18 protein-coding genes are annotated in these 16,632 nt (G+C 51.5%); 4 read left to right on the top strand and 14 right to left on the bottom strand.

Annotation, left to right across the window (positions count from 1 at the left end; genetic code table 11):
- Window positions 1–34 precede the first annotated feature (34 nt).
- From ACO0LL_RS07375 to ACO0LL_RS07320, 12 genes are all read right to left on the bottom strand, one after another.
- Window positions 35–1,099, bottom strand: coding sequence for a sulfate/molybdate ABC transporter ATP-binding protein (locus ACO0LL_RS07375; protein WP_422950239.1), 1,065 nt, complete (start codon window positions 1,097–1,099; stop codon window positions 35–37).
- 18 nt (window positions 1,100–1,117) lie between these two features.
- Window positions 1,118–2,035, bottom strand: a complete 918-nt coding sequence (gene cysW, locus ACO0LL_RS07370; protein WP_422950238.1) for a sulfate ABC transporter permease subunit CysW — start codon at window positions 2,033–2,035, stop codon at window positions 1,118–1,120.
- A 2-nt stretch (window positions 2,036–2,037) separates the two neighbouring features.
- On the bottom strand, window positions 2,038–2,892 hold the full coding sequence (gene cysT / locus ACO0LL_RS07365; RefSeq protein WP_422950237.1) for a sulfate ABC transporter permease subunit CysT: 855 nt from the start codon (window positions 2,890–2,892) through the stop codon (window positions 2,038–2,040).
- 271 nt (window positions 2,893–3,163) lie between these two features.
- Window positions 3,164–4,009: an EAL domain-containing protein gene (locus ACO0LL_RS07360; protein WP_422950236.1), complete on the bottom strand. Its 846-nt coding sequence runs from the start codon at window positions 4,007–4,009 to the stop codon at window positions 3,164–3,166.
- 24 nt (window positions 4,010–4,033) lie between these two features.
- On the bottom strand, window positions 4,034–4,249 hold the full coding sequence (locus ACO0LL_RS07355) for a TOBE domain-containing protein (RefSeq protein ID WP_110256421.1): 216 nt from the start codon (window positions 4,247–4,249) through the stop codon (window positions 4,034–4,036).
- Window positions 4,250–4,275: 26 nt separating this feature from the next.
- Entirely contained in the window at window positions 4,276–5,211 is a 936-nt protein-coding gene (locus tag ACO0LL_RS07350; protein WP_422950235.1) for an ATP-binding cassette domain-containing protein, read from the bottom strand.
- Complete coding sequence (gene ssuC, locus ACO0LL_RS07345; RefSeq protein WP_422950234.1) at window positions 5,208–6,092, bottom strand: aliphatic sulfonate ABC transporter permease SsuC; 885 nt, start codon at window positions 6,090–6,092, stop codon at window positions 5,208–5,210. Before ssuC ends, ACO0LL_RS07350 begins: the two co-directional genes overlap by 4 nt.
- 9 nt (window positions 6,093–6,101) lie before the next feature.
- A complete protein-coding gene (ssuD, locus tag ACO0LL_RS07340; RefSeq protein WP_422950356.1) occupies window positions 6,102–7,247 on the bottom strand; it encodes an FMNH2-dependent alkanesulfonate monooxygenase in 1,146 nt (381 codons plus the stop codon).
- Between the two features lie 46 nt (window positions 7,248–7,293).
- The gene (locus ACO0LL_RS07335; RefSeq protein WP_422950233.1) at window positions 7,294–8,283 is read right to left on the bottom strand and encodes a sulfonate ABC transporter substrate-binding protein; all 990 of its coding nucleotides are present in this window, start codon (window positions 8,281–8,283) and stop codon (window positions 7,294–7,296) included.
- An 8-nt stretch (window positions 8,284–8,291) separates the two neighbouring features.
- Entirely contained in the window at window positions 8,292–9,278 is a 987-nt protein-coding gene (locus ACO0LL_RS07330) for a sulfonate ABC transporter substrate-binding protein (protein ID WP_422950232.1), read from the bottom strand.
- A 130-nt stretch (window positions 9,279–9,408) separates the two neighbouring features.
- Complete coding sequence (ssuE, locus tag ACO0LL_RS07325) at window positions 9,409–9,981, bottom strand: NADPH-dependent FMN reductase (protein WP_422950231.1); 573 nt, start codon at window positions 9,979–9,981, stop codon at window positions 9,409–9,411.
- Between the two features lie 27 nt (window positions 9,982–10,008).
- Window positions 10,009–11,019 carry a sulfate ABC transporter substrate-binding protein gene (locus ACO0LL_RS07320; RefSeq protein WP_422950230.1) on the bottom strand — a complete coding sequence of 337 codons (1,011 nt, stop codon included), beginning with the start codon at window positions 11,017–11,019 and terminating at the stop codon, window positions 10,009–10,011.
- Window positions 11,020–11,353: 334 nt separating this feature from the next.
- On the opposite strand from ACO0LL_RS07320, the gene ACO0LL_RS07315 reads away from it, so the two are divergent.
- Window positions 11,354–11,923, top strand: a complete 570-nt coding sequence (locus ACO0LL_RS07315) for a glutathione peroxidase (RefSeq protein ID WP_422950229.1) — start codon at window positions 11,354–11,356, stop codon at window positions 11,921–11,923.
- 17 nt (window positions 11,924–11,940) lie between these two features.
- Here ACO0LL_RS07315 and ACO0LL_RS07310 read toward each other — a convergent pair whose 3' ends face one another.
- Entirely contained in the window at window positions 11,941–12,738 is a 798-nt protein-coding gene (locus tag ACO0LL_RS07310; protein ID WP_422950228.1) for an IclR family transcriptional regulator, read from the bottom strand.
- 130 nt (window positions 12,739–12,868) lie between these two features.
- Between ACO0LL_RS07310 and ACO0LL_RS07305 the strand changes: the two genes are divergently transcribed.
- From ACO0LL_RS07305 to ACO0LL_RS07295, 3 genes are all read left to right on the top strand, one after another.
- Entirely contained in the window at window positions 12,869–13,831 is a 963-nt protein-coding gene (locus tag ACO0LL_RS07305; protein ID WP_422950227.1) for an MBL fold metallo-hydrolase, read from the top strand.
- A gap of 172 nt (window positions 13,832–14,003) precedes the next feature.
- Window positions 14,004–15,680, top strand: coding sequence for an FAD-dependent oxidoreductase (locus ACO0LL_RS07300; RefSeq protein WP_422950226.1), 1,677 nt, complete (start codon window positions 14,004–14,006; stop codon window positions 15,678–15,680).
- Window positions 15,680–15,922 carry a DUF2783 domain-containing protein gene (locus ACO0LL_RS07295; protein ID WP_422950225.1) on the top strand — a complete coding sequence of 81 codons (243 nt, stop codon included), beginning with the start codon at window positions 15,680–15,682 and terminating at the stop codon, window positions 15,920–15,922. The genes ACO0LL_RS07300 and ACO0LL_RS07295 overlap by 1 nt, the downstream gene beginning before the upstream one ends.
- On the opposite strand, the gene ACO0LL_RS07290 is transcribed toward ACO0LL_RS07295, so the two are convergent.
- Window positions 15,919–16,539, bottom strand: coding sequence for a TetR/AcrR family transcriptional regulator (locus ACO0LL_RS07290; RefSeq protein ID WP_422950224.1), 621 nt, complete (start codon window positions 16,537–16,539; stop codon window positions 15,919–15,921). The two genes, ACO0LL_RS07295 and ACO0LL_RS07290, sit on opposite strands and share 4 nt — an antisense overlap.
- Between the last annotated feature and the right edge of the window lie 93 nt (window positions 16,540–16,632).

Raw genomic sequence — 16,632 nt, 5'->3', positions numbered from 1 at the left:
GCCTTATTTTTATTTATTATTTCGTATCTACTATTTATTGGGTATCGACAAAGACATGCAGGCGTTTAGGGCGCACTACCAGAGCTTCACCGACTTTGAGTTTCAGTTGTTCATAGCGTTCTGTAGAAATCATGGCTTCGACCAGTTCGCCGTTGTCATCTCTTTCCAGTTCCAGCTGGGCCAGCGGGCCTATACTGTGGACGCGGCGCAGTTGCACATTGAGACCTGCTGCACCGGGCGAATAACGGTCTATTTCAAGTTCATGCGGGCGCACATAACCGGTACCAAAAGCGTCACGGGTTTCGGCATGGCCAGGGGCTTCAAAAGGCACACCACCGGCATCAAGTATGCCTTCATGGATACGGCCACGGAACAAGTTCACATTACCGAGGAAGCCATATACAAAAGGCGTAGCCGGATGGTGATATACCTCAGCCGGTGCACCAACCTGCTCGACCTTGCCATGGTTCATCAGAACAATCTTGTCAGCCACTTCCAGCGCTTCTTCCTGGTCATGCGTGACGAAAATACTGGTGACATGCAATTCATCATGCAGGCGACGCAACCAGCGGCGCAATTCCTTGCGCACCTTGGCATCCAGCGCACCGAAAGGCTCGTCCAGCAAAAGCACGCGCGGTTCTACTGCCAATGCACGTGCCAGCGCAATGCGCTGACGCTGGCCACCTGACAATTGCGGTGGATAACGGTCGGCCAGCCAATCGAGTTGCACTAACTCAAGCAGCTTGGTAACTTTTTCCTTGATCTCGCTTTCTGAAGGACGCAGATGACGCGGTTTGACACGCAAGCCAAAAGCGATGTTTTCAAAAATCGTCATATGTTTGAACAAGGCATAGTGCTGGAACACAAAGCCAACCTGACGTTCACGCACATGCTGGGCAGAGGCATCTTGTCCGTCGAGCAAAACCTGGCCACTGTCGGCATATTCCAGACCGGCGATGATGCGCAGCAGCGTAGTCTTGCCGCAGCCTGATGGCCCCAGCAAGGCGGTCAGTTCACCATTCGGAAAATCCAGCGAGACATTGTCCAGTGCGGTAAAACTACCAAAGCGTTTTTGTAATTGATTAACAGCGATACTCACGGTGAACCCCTTCTCTCTTTATTCTTGTGGCAACTGGCGGTTTTCATTGGTACGCCATTCGACTAATGTTTTCAGCGCGAGTGTCAACAAGGCCAGCAAGGTCAGCAGTGACGCGACAGCAAAGGCGGCGGTGAAGTTGTACTCGTTATATAAAATTTCGACTTGTAGCGGCATGGTGTTGGTCTCGCCACGGATATGGCCAGACACTACCGATACTGCACCAAACTCGCCCATGGCACGTGCATTACACAGGATCACGCCATACAGCAAACCCCATTTGATATTCGGCAAAGTCACGTACCAGAAAGTCTTCCAGCCAGATGCGCCGAGCACCAATGCAGCCTCTTCTTCTTCGCTACCCTGCGCCTGCATCAGCGGTATCAATTCACGGGCGACGAATGGAAAAGTAACGAAGATGGTTGCCAGCACGATGCCGGGTACGGCAAACAAAATCTTGATTTCATGATCACGCAGCCATTCACCAAACCAGCCCTGTGCACCAAACAGCAACACATAGATCAGACCGGAGATCACGGGAGACACTGAAAACGGCAAATCAATCAACGTCAGCAAGACATTCTTGCCACGGAATTCAAACTTGGCGATAGTCCAGGCTGCTGCCACACCAAACACCAGGTTCAACGGCACGGCTATGCCTGCAGCTATCAGGGTCAGTTTAATGGCTGACAAGGCATCTGCTTCTACTATCGCTGCCAGGTAAACTTCCCAGCCTTTTTTCAGTGCTTCAGCAAAAACGGCTGCAAGTGGAATGAATAAAAACAGGGTCAGGAACAGCAATGCAGTCACGGTCAAAACTATTCGTACCCACAACGGTTCCAGCGTTGCCGCTGGTGTAATCACAGGTTCATGCCTGCGTGCAGTGATGGGCGCCTTGACGGGTGTCTTGACCGGCGTATTAATGGCGGCTGTCGTCATTATCAATCCCTCCCTGCGTTTTGGCGGCTGCGCGTCCAGGCTTGCAACGCATTAATCGCCAGCAACAAGGTGAAAGACAGCAGCAGCATGACCACGGCGATTGCCGTCGCCCCGGCATAATCATATTGTTCGAGTTTGGTAATCATGAATAGCGGCGTAATTTCAGAAATCATGGGCATGTTGCCAGCGATAAAAATCACTGAGCCATATTCACCGGTGGCGCGGGCAAAGGCGAGTGCAAAGCCAGTCAGCAAGGCAGGCAAGATACTGGGCAAGATCACACGCAAGAAAGTTTGCAGGTGGCTGGCACCCAGACTGACGGCTGCTTCTTCCAGTTCTTTTTCGGCTTCTTCCAGTACAGGCTGAACTGTGCGCACCACGAAAGGCAGGCCGATGAATGTCAGGGCAATCAAAATACCGAGAGGCGTGTAGGCAACCTTGATGCCCAACGGTGTCAGCAATTTGCCTATCCAGCCATTTGGCGCATACAGGGTTGCCAGCGTAATGCCCGCAACAGCGGTGGGCAGAGCAAATGGCAAATCAACCAAAGCATCAATGAGGCGCTTGCCAGGGAACTTGTAGCGCACCAAAACCCAAGCGACGATGCCGCCAAAGAAGACATTGATCAGCGCACCTAGCAGGGACGCACCAAAAGTCAGGCGGTAAGATGCCATCACACGGTCAGAAGTGACGGTATTCCAAAAGGCTTCCCAGGTCATGGTGAAGGTTTTCAGAAACACGGCAGAAAGCGGTATCAGGACAATCAAGCCCAGATAAAACAGGGTAAAACCCAGAGAAAGCTGAAAGCCGGGCATCACCCGTCTTGCCTTTTTATTTGATCCTAAAAACTGCGCCATGCTTAGCCTTTATTACAGATATGACTATCGATGAGCAATCTTCCCAGTATTTTGTTATATAGAAAACGAATTTTTTCTTATGCTTACATACGTTTTTCGCATATAGATTAGACGCTAATGAGCAAAAATGCCAAAAAATTATTCAAAAGTCATTGGATTGACGATGAACAAGGCATTTTGCAGCTTTGCATATGCAGAACGTGCAAAAACGCAGAGACACCGCTGCAGCATCGCATCGGTGATCTCTGCATTAGTTGTAAGAAGAAAAATCTCAGGCGAGTTTGAATTCTTCTTCGTAATGGAAGCTCAGCTTGCTTTCTTCACGGCTTAATAATGCCGCTTTGGGCAAATCAAACAAGAAACCCTGTAACAGATAAGGGCTGGCAGTCTGGTTGGCATCACGCAATGCCTGCAGACGCTTCTGGTTTTCTATGCGGCGGAAAATAATGTGGCACTGGGCCCGGTCAGCCTGCTCCAGCAAACGCACTTGCGCCTCTGCATCATTGGCCAGACTGATATCAACCTTGATGGATGAAGGCCGTATGCGGTCCAGTAAATCAACGGCTTGCTCCAGGCTGGCCGCATGCAAGCCTATGCGGAAACCATTGCGCCGGTAATTCTCGGCAACGTGGGTCAAGACCCAGCGCTGGCTGGGTGTGATCAAAGGCAGTTGCAAGACGATATCTGGATGTGGCAATTCCAGCACATCAAGAATGCGGCGGAAAGCCATGCCATGATTACCCTCCACCGCTGCCAGCAAGCGGCTATGCACACTCAGGTATAAGTCCAGCTTGGCACTTTCTGGCTGCCGGTAAAAATTCAGGGTATGCAAGAGCCGGCACAGCCTGTCCAGCTCTACCGACTCATCATCATTGGCGGCGTTTTCCAGCAATTTCCAGATATTCAGCCCCTGGTCATCGCTGGCATAGCTGCGTGCATAGGCCTCATAAGCTACGATACGGCCATCATCACCAGCGCGTATGGCCTGGAAGGCGCTGGTCAGAGTGGAATTAAAATAACGTCCGCGCGCACGCCCTTGTTCATCCAGCCACAAATTGGTGGTGGCCAGCGTACTTTGCAGACGACTCAGGTAGTTTTGCAATGCGGGATAATGCATGCCTGCCTCAGCTTAAAATTCTATCTATAACTTGGCGATAGAAACTTCTGTCGCTTTTACCAGCGCCACGACTTCTGAACCAATGACCAGGTTCAAGTCTTTGATGGAGCGCGTAGTAATGACAGAAGTGACGATGCCTGCGGGTGTCTCGACATCGACTTCAGACACGACAGAACCTTCGATGATGGCCTTGATTTTGCCGCGAAATTGATTACGGACGTTGATAGCTTGTATGCTCATGATAACTCCTTAAATTAGTGAAACAATCAGATTGCCCATGCAACCTGACTGACAGTCCTCAACAGCGACACATCACCCAGTTCGGTGTCTGGTGCGGCTGAAGGTTTTTGTAAAACGCGCTGCAAGATACGGTCTTCCAGCTCGGCAAATTTTGGATTGCCACGCGCCCTCGGGCGGGGTAAGTCGATACGGGTATCCAGCGTGATTTGCCCATCCTCTATCAGGATCACACGGTCTGCCAGGGCGATGGCTTCCTGTACATCGTGGGTCACCAGCACAGCAGTGAAACCACGCTGCTGCCACAGGCTTTCAATCAGGTTTTGCATTTCAATGCGGGTCAGTGCATCGAGTGCGCCCAAAGGTTCATCAAGTAATAACAGGGCCGGTTCATGCACCAGTGCCCTTGCCAGCGCAACACGCTGACGCTGGCCACCGGACAATACCGATGGCCACTCGTCAGCACGCTCGGCCAGCGCGACCTTTTCCAAAGCCTGACGCGCCCTGGTCTTGTCACTACCCAGACCCAGTGCCACGTTGGCAATAACAGACTTCCACGGCAACAAGCGAGAATCCTGGAACATCACCCTGGTATCTGGTTTTTCATTTCCCTCAGCAAATTCCAGGCTGCCGCTATCGGCTTTTTCCAGGCCGGCAATCAGGCGCAGCAAGGTACTCTTGCCGCAACCGCTACGACCTATGATGGCGACAAACTCACCTGCAGCAATCTGCAGATTCAATGACTTCAATACCTGCCGTCCCTGATACGATTTTTGTATGAGGCGCAGACTGAGTGCGGTACCGCTGCTAGCTGACGTACTCCCTGCGTTCTGGGCAGTTTCAGTTTCAGTCCCTGGCGACCATTCACCTTTGGCAGTCTGCTCCCAGCCACCATCAAGTTCGTCGCGCAGGGCGATGATGTCTGGAACGGCACTGATGGAAAACTCTGAAAATTGACGCATCATGCTGCCCTCCCCTGATAGCCCGGATGCCAGCGCAGGCAATACTGTTCAAGCCCACGCGACAGCACATCGGCCAGTTTGCCCAGCAAGGCGTATAACAATATGCCGACCAGCACCACATCGGTTTGTAAAAATTCACGCGCATTCATGGTCATATAACCTATGCCCGCCTGGGCAGAAATGGTTTCTGCAACGATCAGCAAGACCCACACCAGGCCCAGTGAAAAACGCACGCCAACCAGTATTGAAGGCAGAGCACCCGGCAAGATCACATCGCGATATAAAGCCCAGCCAGACAAGCCATAGCTTTGCGCCATTTCTATCAAACCCTTATCGACGGTGCGTATGCCATGAAAAGTATTCAGATAAACCGGGAAGAACACGCCCACCGACACCAGGAACAGCTTGGCCATCTCATCGATACCAAACCATAAGATCACCAGTGGTATCAAAGCCAGCGCAGGAATATTCCTGACCATTTGCAGCGTTGTGTCTAGCAAGGTCTCTGCAAAACGAAAACTGCCTGTCAGCAAACCCAGCAACAGCCCCAGCCCACCGCCGACTGCAAAGCCGGATATCGCCCGCCACAAACTGGTCTTGGCATGTACCCAGATTTCGCCGGAAACAGCGAGAGTCCAGAATGCTTTTACTACTGCCAGCGGTTCAGGCAAGATACGGCTGGACAACCAGCCAGTCTGCGCTGCCAGTTGCCAGAACAGGATCAATGTTACTGGCACCAGCCAGGGCAAACCACGTTTCAGCAGACGCACGCTGACCTGGCGAAAGACATCTGGCTTTTTTGCGGTAAACTGTGCTGCATGGCTGGAACCACCCTGCGCATAGGTAGCAGCAAATTCACTCACTTCAGTAATCATTGGTCCCATATTGCCTCCCTAGCTTTGCGATACCTTGGGGACGATGCCATTGGCCATGACTTCACCAAACGGGCCAGTCAGGCTGGTGGAAACACCGGGCACGGTCTTGCCTATCAGCGGGAATACCAGTTCTGAAAAACGGTAAGATTCTTCCAGATGCGGGTAGCCCGAGAAAATAAAGGTGTCGATGCCAAGCGCCTGATATTCCTTGATACGTGCAGCCACGGTTTCAGGATCGCCGACCAAAGCGGTACCTGCACCACCGCGCACCAGGCCTACACCGGCCCACAGATTAGGCGACACTTCCAGCTTGTCGCGCTTGCCACCATGCAGGGCGATCATGCGTTGCTGGCCGACTGAATCCATTTTGGCAAAAGCTTTTTGTGCACGGGCAATGACTTCATCATCAACATAGCGGATCAGGTCATCTGCAGCTTTCCAGGCTTCATCGTTAGTCTCACGCACGATCACATGCAGACGTATGCCAAAGCGCAAAGTCCTGCCATGTTTGGCTGCGCGCTCACGCATGTCGGCGATCTTGGCGGCTACTGCTGCAGGTGGCTCACCCCAGGTCAGGTAAACATCGACCTGCTCTGCTGCCAGTTCATGCGCCGGTTCAGAAGATCCACCGAAATACAGCGGCGGATAAGGTTTTTGTATCGCCGGGTACAGGGTTTTTGCACCCTTGACGGTAATGTGCTCGCCTTCGAAATCATAACCGGCGTCACCACCTTCTCCAGCCAGCGACGCACGCCAGACGCGCAAGAATTCGTCAGTGATTTCGTAACGCTTTTCATGATCGGCAAATACGCCATCGGCTTCCAGCTCCCCTTGATCACCACCGGTGACGATATTGATCAGCAAACGCCCCTTGGATAAACGGTCAAAGGTCGCGGCCATGCGTACTGCCAGACCGGGGCTGCTCAAACCAGGGCGTATCGCTACCAGAAATTTGAGTTTGCTGGTCGCACCTATAAGGCTGGAGGCCACCACCCAGGCATCTTCGCAAGAGCGGCCCGTAGGCAAGAGTACACCGTCAAAACCCTGGGTGTCGGCAGCAACCGCAATCTGTTTCAGGTAGTCATAATTGACTTCACGCGCGCCATGCGTCGTCCCCAGATAGCGACTATCACCATGGGTGGGAATAAACCAGAATATATTCAAACTCATTATTTGCTCCTGTATTTTTCTCGTATCAAAGTTTGCCGTATCAAAGTTTGGTGCCTGGTGGCAGCCATACTGCATCCCGCACATTGACTGCTTTGGGTATCAGTTTTTGTTGATAGAAATTGTCAGCCACTCTTTGCTGTTCATCGACGATGTTCTGGGTCAGATAGACGACGGGCGAACGTGGCCTGCGTTCCAGAAAACTGGCGATGGTTGGTTTATCCAGGCCCGTGCTGGCAGCGATGATGGCAACAGCTTCATCGCGGTTCTTTTGTACGAAGGTATCGCTGCGCGTCAGCTCTTCAAACAGCACTTGTATGACTTTTGGATATTTGTCGGCAAAACTGCGTGCTGACAAATAATGAGACAGATTGTTCACCAGGCCCTTGCCAGTCACCAGTATTCTTGGCGCTGCGCTTTGCTCAATCGCGGCCCAGTACGGGTCCCAGATCGCCCAGACATCAACACTGCCACGCTCGAAAGCTGCTCTGGCATCAGCCGGTGCCAGATACACAGGCGTGATGTCTGACCATTGCAAACCAGCTTGCTGCACAGCGCGCAAGACGTGGTAATGCGCACTTGAACCTTTTTGAAAGGCGATTTTCTTGCCCTTCAGATCTGCCAGCGTGCGTATGCTTGACTCAGGTTTCACCAAAATCGCGCTGACACCTGGCTTGGCCGGTTCAGCACCGACATAGACCAGATTGCTGCCTGCTGACTGGGCAAAGATAGGTGGCGGTTCGCCCGTAGTGGCAAAGTCTATGCTGCCAACTGACAGGGCTTCCAGCATTTGCGGGCCAGCGGTAAATTCAAACCAGGTGACTTTGACACCTTTCAATTGCTGTTCCAGCGCCTGCCTGTGTTTCAGCAAGGTCAGGTTGACTGAGCTTTTTTGAAAACCTATACGTAACTCTTTGGGTAATTCTTTAGGTAAGTCTTTGGGCAAGTCAGTGCCAGCTGCAAAGCTGCTGGCAGGCAGTACGCTGCTCAAAGCAAGAGTCAATAACAAGCGGCGGATGAAAGACAATTTCATCATCAGCCTCAGGTCTTGACCGCAAATACCGCATCGCGGATATTGATGCGCTTGGGTATCAGCTTCAGGTCAGCAAAGGTATCCGCTATGCTTTGCTGTTCCTTGATGACTTGCTCAGTCAGTGGCTTGACACCAAAACCAAAGCGGGAAGTGGATAATTCCACGATGCTGGTTTCCAGCCCGGTTTGCGTGGCCAATATGCTGGCAACTTCCTTGTGGTTTTTTGCTGCCCATTCATCGACCTTGGCCAGCTCTTCAAGAACGATGCGCAAGACTTCAGGGCTTTTTTGTGCATAGGGCCGCGCAGCCAGATAAAACTGGTGATTGCTGACCGCACCTTTGCCATCGACCAGTATTCTTGCCCCCAGTTGTTTTTCAGCCGCCGCCAGGAAAGGGTCCCAGATCGCCCAGGCATCAACACTGCCACGCTCAAATGCTGCGCGTGCATCGGCGGGCGGCAGGAAGATAACTTCAACATCTTTGTAATTCAGGCCTGCTTTTTCGAGCACCTTGACCAGCAGGTAATGCACATTGGAACCCTTGTTCAAGACTATTTTTTTACCCTTGAGGTCTGCTGCTGATTTCAAAGGAGAATTTTTGGGCACAATGACAGCTTCACCACCTGGTGCTGGCGGCTCATTGCCGACATACAGCAAATCTGCACCGGCAGCCTGGGCAAAAATCGGTGGTGCTTCACCTGTGGTACCAAAATCGATACTGCCTACATTCAAGCCTTCCAGCAATTGTGGGCCGGCGGGAAACTCTGTCCATTTGACATCGACACCCTGCGCCGCCAGACGTTTATCCAGCGCCCCTGTCCCCTTGAGCACCGTCAGTGTTCCATACTTCTGATACCCTATGCGCAGACTGGTCTTTGCCTTGTCCTGGGCAAAGGCTTTGGGCAAAACCACGCTCAAAGCGGCCGCGGTCAAGGCCGACAGACGGCTCAGGGTAAGACGTTTTTCCTTGCTGGTAATTTGAATTTTGCGGCTCATGTTCTGCTTTCATATTTTGGACAAGACTTCCCCCTGCCGGGGTGCCAGCATGAAAGAAAGGTTTCTAGTAAATGATGTTAGAGCGGGTACTTGCTCAGTACTGTAGCAATGCGGCTATGTTTTGCCAGGGTCAACAAGGTAAAACCAGTTCTGCTTCTGTTCTTACTGATGGTCGCAAAATACTCAGGCTATCAAGCAGGAGCTGCACACCATCTTCTACCCTTTGCTGTATCGCCGTATCCAGCTGCAGGCCATGCAGCTCTGACCAGGTCACTTGTGCATCTGTCGCATAAATACTGGGCAGGACATGCCGGGCCGACAGCGACGCAAGTACCGGGCGCAAGCCATAATCAAGCGCCAGCATATGTGACTGGCTGCCGCCGGTCGCGAGAGGTAATACCAGCTTACCGGCGAGACCATCCTGCGGCAGGATATCCAGGAAACTTTTCAGCAAACCACTGTAGGCCGCTTTGTAGATCGGTGTAGCGATGACGATCGCATCCGCTTTTGCCAGCAGGCTTTTGGCTGTCGACAGTTCAGGATCAGAAAAGTCGGCATGCATCAAAGCCTGGGCAGGCAAGTCCCTGACATGCAGACTGCTGGTACGCTGCCCCAGTTCATTGAGCTTGATACCCACGTGATTCAGCAGTCTGGCTGAACGTGAGGGGGAAGACGGGCTTCCCGATAGCAGTAAGATGCGCATGTTCTTGCCTCCGGTTTTTACTAAAGCTTATTTTTTGCCTGGCTGATAGATCTGATCAAAGATACCGCCGTCAGCAAAATGCTCTTTTTGCGCCTTGGTCCAGCCACCAAAAGTGTCATCTATCGTGAACAGTTTCACTTTAGGGAATTGCGCTGCATATTTTTTCGAGGCTTTTTCTGTGGTCGGACGATAGTAGTGCTTGGCTATCGTGTCCTGGCCTTCATCGGTGTACAGATAGTTCAGATAGGCTTCTGCCACTTTGCGTGTGCCACGGCGGTCAGCTACTTTATCAACGACGGCAACCGAAGGCTCGGCCAGAATACTGGTCGATGGGGCGACGATTTCCACCTTGTCCGGGCCCAGTTCCTTGATCGCCAGCAGGGCTTCGTTTTCCCACGCCAGCAAGACATCGCCTATGCCACGCTCTACAAAAGTCGTGGTGGCACCACGTGCGCCAGAATCCAGCACCGGCACGTTTTTATACAGTTTGGACAAGAACTCTTTTGCCGTCGCTTCGCTGCCACCTGGCAGTTTCAGCGCATAACCCCAGGCTGCCAGATGGTTCCAGCGTGCGCCGCCTGAAGTCTTTGGGTTAGGTGTGATCACTGAAACACCAGGCTTGACGATGTCAGCCCAGTCTTTGATACCTTTTGGATTACCCTTGCGTACCAGGAAAACGATAGTAGAAGAATAAGGCGAGGCATTGTGCGGCAAACGCTTTTGCCAGGCTTTGTCGAGCAAGCCTTTTTCAGCTAGCGCATCAGTGTCATAAGCCAGTGCCAGCGTGACCACATCAGCATCGAGGCCATCAATCACAGCGCGCGCCTGCTTGCCAGAACCGCCATGAGATTGTTTGATGGTGACATTGTCACCGGTTTTGGCTTTCCATTGCTTGGCAAAAGCCTGATTCACATCCTGATACAGTTCACGGGTAGGGTCATAGGAGACATTGAGCAGATTGATGTCTGCCGCTACTGCGCCAAATGATGCAAAGCTTGCTACGATGCTTGTTGCGAGGATTATCTTTTTGATCGTCATCTCTAAGTCCAGGGAAGTAATAATTTTTATGAGGAATACAGGATAAAACGGCTCTATATAAATTAAAACGAAGTGTTTCGATGTTTTATATACGTTTTTGGTATATGGTTGCAAGCGATGATAAAACCGAAAAGCTCACCACAGAGGCACAAAAACACAAAGAAGCACCTAGGTAAATCGGGAGTTCAGTGTGAACTTAAGCCAGATAAATTGCCTGTTGCGCCTGTCTTTTAGTAAAACGCCAATATCTGGATTCCATAAAGCAGTTAGCCTTCAATCTACATATTTTCTCAAGACTGAGCTAAGATAACATTCTCTTCTTCAGGAGTTAGCCATGTTGCGACGCACACCAATTCAAGTTGCTGTTTTTCTGGGTTTGATCAGTTGTTCTTTGGGAGCGTGGGCGGATACTGCAGATGCCTGTCCGGCTGTGTTGAACCACAAATTCAAGCGTCTGCAAGATGAAGCGCCACAAGACCTTTGCCAATACAAAGGTAAGGTCGCGCTAATTGTGAATACTGCCAGTTACTGTGGTTTTACCAAGCAGTATGAAGGTCTGGAAGCGATGTCGGCCAAGTACAACGATAAGGGTTTGGTGGTACTTGGATTTCCCTCCAATGATTTTGGCAAGCAGGAACCAGGCAATGACAAACAAATTGCTGATTTTTGCTTCAATACCTATGGTGTGAAGTTCCCCATGTTCAGCAAGTCTTCTGTCATGGGCAAGGATGTCAACCCTATGTATGCACAGTTGATCAAGGCAACGGGCACGACACCAAAATGGAATTTTTATAAATATCTGATAGACCGCAAAGGCAATGTCGTTGCGGCGTACTCCAGCGTGACCACGCCGGATGACAAGAAGCTGGTTGCTGACGTAGAAAAAGCACTGGCCGCGCAGTAATTCCTGCGAATTGATCCTTATAAAAGCTTGGGCACATGGCCCAACTGACGTGATATTGCACTGGCACTGGCGCGCAAAGCCTGTGCCAGCTCTCCATTCCAGTCCGTATCAAAACTGCCCTTGGGGCCAGTGGCAGTAATCACCAGGCTCAGTGCCTGGGTGTGGTTGAAGACCGGTGCACTGAGGGCGTTGATGCCCGGTATGGGCAAACCCTGCGCCCTCGCCAGCCCCTGCTCTCTTACCTCTGCCAATACGCTGGCGATATCCTGAGGTTTCATCTGCACGCCAGCCTGCCCTATCACCAGTTCATCCCTGAGTTCCCTGGCAATCACCTTATCGACCAGTGCTTGCGGCAAGAAGGCAGAAAATACCAGCCCCGTTGCCGTACCCAGCATGGACATGACCGAACCCGCATGCATGTTCACATGGATGGGTCTGCTCGATTCCGCGATATACACCACGGTAGGGCCATGGCTGCCCCACACCGCCAGCGCCACAGTCTGATCCGTGGCAGCAGCAAGACGGGTGATCTCAGGTATCGCCAGTTTGACGGGGGACATTTGCTGCAGGCTGACCAGGCCCATCTGCAAGGCAAAGGGGCCTAGCTGGTAAGCACCAGTCGCCGCATCCTGCTCGACCAGGCCGAGTTTGCCAAAGCTGACCAGATAGGCATGGGCCTTGGACGATGGCATGCCACTCTCACGCGCCAGGTCACCCAGGGACATGGCGCGACCAGAGCTGACCAGGGCATTCAGGATCAGGCCACCGACTTCTATGGCGCCTATGCCGCGTCTTTCCTTGTTTTTTTCTGTCATGGCTGCCTCCTGATTAACATGAATTCATTTTACTATTAACAAATGCATTTACAAATAACGAATTAATGCTTATTCTTATCTGATAACATCTTCTCTGTCTTGAGTACAACACATCTCAAAGGTTATCCCCATGAGCACCAAGCAATTTGCCTCCCACGCTGATCTGGAAGAAAAGAAAGTCAGCTTCCAGCAATTATCCGAACATGCCTACGCTTACACCGCTGAAGGTGACCCGAATACCGGCATCATCATCGGTGACGATGCCGTCATGGTCATCGACACCCAGGCCACCCCCATCATGGCGCAGGATGTGGTGAGACGCATCCGTGAAGTCACTGACAAGCCGATTAAATATGTCGTGATGTCGCATTACCATGCAGTGCGTGTACTTGGTGCCAGCGGCTATGTGGCCGAGGGTCTGGAGCACATCATCGCCAGCCGCGATACTTACGACCTCATCGTCGAACGTGGTGATGCCGATATGAAGAGCGAGATAGGCCGCTTCCCGCGCCTGTTCCGCAATGTTGAAAGCGTACCTGGCCTGACCTGGCCAACGATTACTTTCAAGGGTGAAATGTCTATCTGGCTGGGCAAGCTGGAAGTCAAGCTCATGCAGGTAGGCCGTGGCCATACCAAGGGCGATACCATAGCCTGGCTGCCACAGGAAAAAGTCTTGTTCTCAGGTGACCTGGTGGAATTTGGTGCGACACCCTATGCGGGAGATGCCTATTATTCAGACTGGCCGCAAACCCTGAGTAATCTGGAAGCAATGAAGGCTGAAAAGCTGGTGCCTGGTCGCGGCGCTGCCCTGACTACCCCAGAACTGGTGGCAGCGGGTCTTAGTGAAACCCGTTCGTTCATCAGTGATTTATTCACCAGCGTGAAGGCAGGACAACAGCAACAGCATGACTTGAATACCATCTACAAAAATACTTATGCGGCCTTGAAACCCAAGTATGGCCACTGGGTGATTTTTGATCACTGCCTGCCATTTGATGTGACGCGGGCTTTTGATGAGGCATCGGGACATGTTGATCCGCGGGTGTGGACAGCGGAGCGGGATGTAGAGATGTGGAAGAGTTTGGAGGGCTAAGTTCAAGACTTGCCTGCACATAGAAACTTCCGAACTGACACATCCTTAATTTCGTAGGAGCGGCTTTAGCCGCGAAAATTTTACCGTCCAGGTTATTCGCGGCTGAAGCCGCTCCTACGTATATAGGTGACCAAAGTTTCCTTAGCTTTAATGTCGTCACTGGAGCCGCATTTTGCTTAGCACTTATCAATATCAAAAATTCCCTTTTGTGACTCCAGCGGAGTTGCAGACGAAGGAAGTCACACGCCGCAAAGTTGTCATCGTCGGTGCTGGTCCTGTGGGTCTGGCGGCAGCGATAGATTGCAAGCTGCAGGGGCTGGATGTGCTGGTGCTGGATGATGATGATACCGTGTCAGTAGGCTCACGCGGGCTGTGTTATGCCAAGCGTACACTGGAGATACTCGACAGGCTGGGTGTTGTAGCGGCAGTGCGTAACAAGGGTGTGGAGTGGAATGTAGGACGTACTTTCTTTCGCAAGGATGAAGTATTCAATTTCAATCTCTTGCCTGCGCCTGATCACAAACACCCTGGCATGGTGAATTTGCAGCAATATTATCTGGAAGATTTTCTGGTGAAGCGAGCGATGGAGCTTGGCGTAGAATTACGCTGGAAAAGTCGTGTCACTGCGATTGAGCAAGGGGATGATTTTTCTACCTTGCAAGTAAGTACATCAGAAGGTGATTACAGCATGCAAGCCGACTGGCTGATCGCCTGCGATGGTGCGCGTAGCCCCTTGCGCCAGATGCTGGGGCTGGAAGTCGAAGGCAAGGTTTTCATGGACCGCTTCCTGATTGCTGATGTGGTCATGAAAGCTGACTTTCCGGCTGAGCGCTGGTTCTGGTTTGATCCACCTTTTCATCCCAATCAATCGGTATTGCTACACCGCGAAGCGGACAATGTCTGGCGCATAGACTTTCAACTGGGCTGGGATGCAGACCCGGTGGAAGAACGAAAGCCCGAAAATGTGATACCACGTATCAAAGCCATGCTTGGGGACGACAGGGAATTTGAACTCGAATGGGTCAGCGTGTATACCTTCCAGTGCCGGCGCATGGAAAAATTTCGTCATGGCCGTGTACTGTTTGCTGGCGATGCCGCACATCAGGTTTCACCCTTTGGTGCGCGCGGTGCAAATTCCGGCATACAGGATGCAGATAATCTGGTGTGGAAACTCAAGCTGGTCGTTGATGGCAAAGCATCACACAGCCTGCTTGATACGTATTCCGATGAACGCGTATTTGCAGCGGATGAGAACTTGCTGAATTCCACACGCTCTACTGATTTCATCACACCCAAGAGTGCTGTCAGCAAATGCTTCAGGAACGCAGTATTAAGCCTGGCACAGGAACATGTGTTTGCGCGCAAACTGGTCAATTCCGGGCGTTTGTCAGTACCGAGTATTTTGTCGGAATCGAATTTGAATACAGAAGACAGCGAAGAGTTTGATACAGCTCTGCAGCCTGGTGCGCCATTTGAAGATGGGCCAGTCATTGATCAACGCAAATCAGGTTTTCTGATCGATTATTTGAGACCAGTTTTTCATGGTCTGTATTTTTGCGATGCTGTATCTGACATTCCTGATGCACATCTGGCAGCGATCAAGGCTTTGGAACAGGAGGCAATTCCAGTAGCCACGATCATCATCAGCAAACAGGAAAGTTCACTTGATGGCCACCAAGTTCTGGCTGACATCAAGGGTCTGCTACAACAACGTTATGGTGCTGGCAATGGCAGCTATCACTTGCTCAGGCCTGACCAGCACCTGGCTGCACGCTGGCAGCAGTTTGAACTTAACCGGGTACGCCAGGCAGTACAAACTGCTAGCGGCAATTCATCAGGAGCGGCATGATGCCTTTGAACCTGCAAGCCAATTTTCATTACCCAAACAAATCAGCGCAACGCGATTACAGTGCTGGTGATGATTTTTATCAGCTATTGATAGACAACCATCGCGATCTCTGCGACGAAGCCAGTGCTGCACTGAATGCACGATTGATTTTGCTGCTGGCAAATCACATCGGTGACATCAATGTCTTGCAGGAAGCCTTGCGCCTTGCTGCAGCAAAACAAGAATCAACTTCAGCAACTTAAGCTTTCCTCGCTTCATTCGACAAAAAACCGCCTATGGTCGCATGCACCATGGCATCGACGATTTGCTCATGCGTCAGGCGCTTGTCACGCAATAAAAATTCCATGGTCGGGTCACAGGCGCGTGAATACAGGGTATAGACCAGCACATCATCCGGCACCAGCGGTGTCAAAGCGCCCTGCTTTCTGGCCTCTGCTACCAACGCATAAAAGCGTTTGTTGACGCGCAAGGCCACCATCACGTAATCAAGGTTCAGCATCAGGCTGCGTTGCAGGGCCAGGCTGGTCGAGGGCAGATGCGGGACGCCACCTTGCAAACGCAATCTTAAAGACCAGGCCAGGATGTGTCTGATCTTGTCTATTGCCGGCATGTCGTCCGCCAAAGTATCGAGCTCAGCCTGAGTCGCCTTCAAGAGCCGCGTCATGGCAGCTCCTGCCAGCTTTTCCTTGGAAGAAAAATGTTTGTACAGGCTGCCCTTGGCGATGCCCACCGCATCGGCGACATGGTCCATGGTCATCAAGTCATAGCCTTTTTCTGACAAAAGGCGATTGACGGCATCAATGATGGCTTCTTCCCGCGCATCAAACTGTTGTTTTTTAAAGGGAATCCGGATTTCCATTATTTTTTCTGCACAAATAAAAACTTTGTAGTATATTTTGTGACTGATCAGTCACAAATTGAAATTCATAGTCACATTCTAACTGAGCACAGT

This window comes from Undibacterium sp. TC4M20W, assembly GCF_049340245.1.
GTDB lineage: Bacteria > Pseudomonadota > Gammaproteobacteria > Burkholderiales > Burkholderiaceae_D > Undibacterium.
This window is presented reverse-complemented; position numbering and strand designations above follow the sequence as displayed.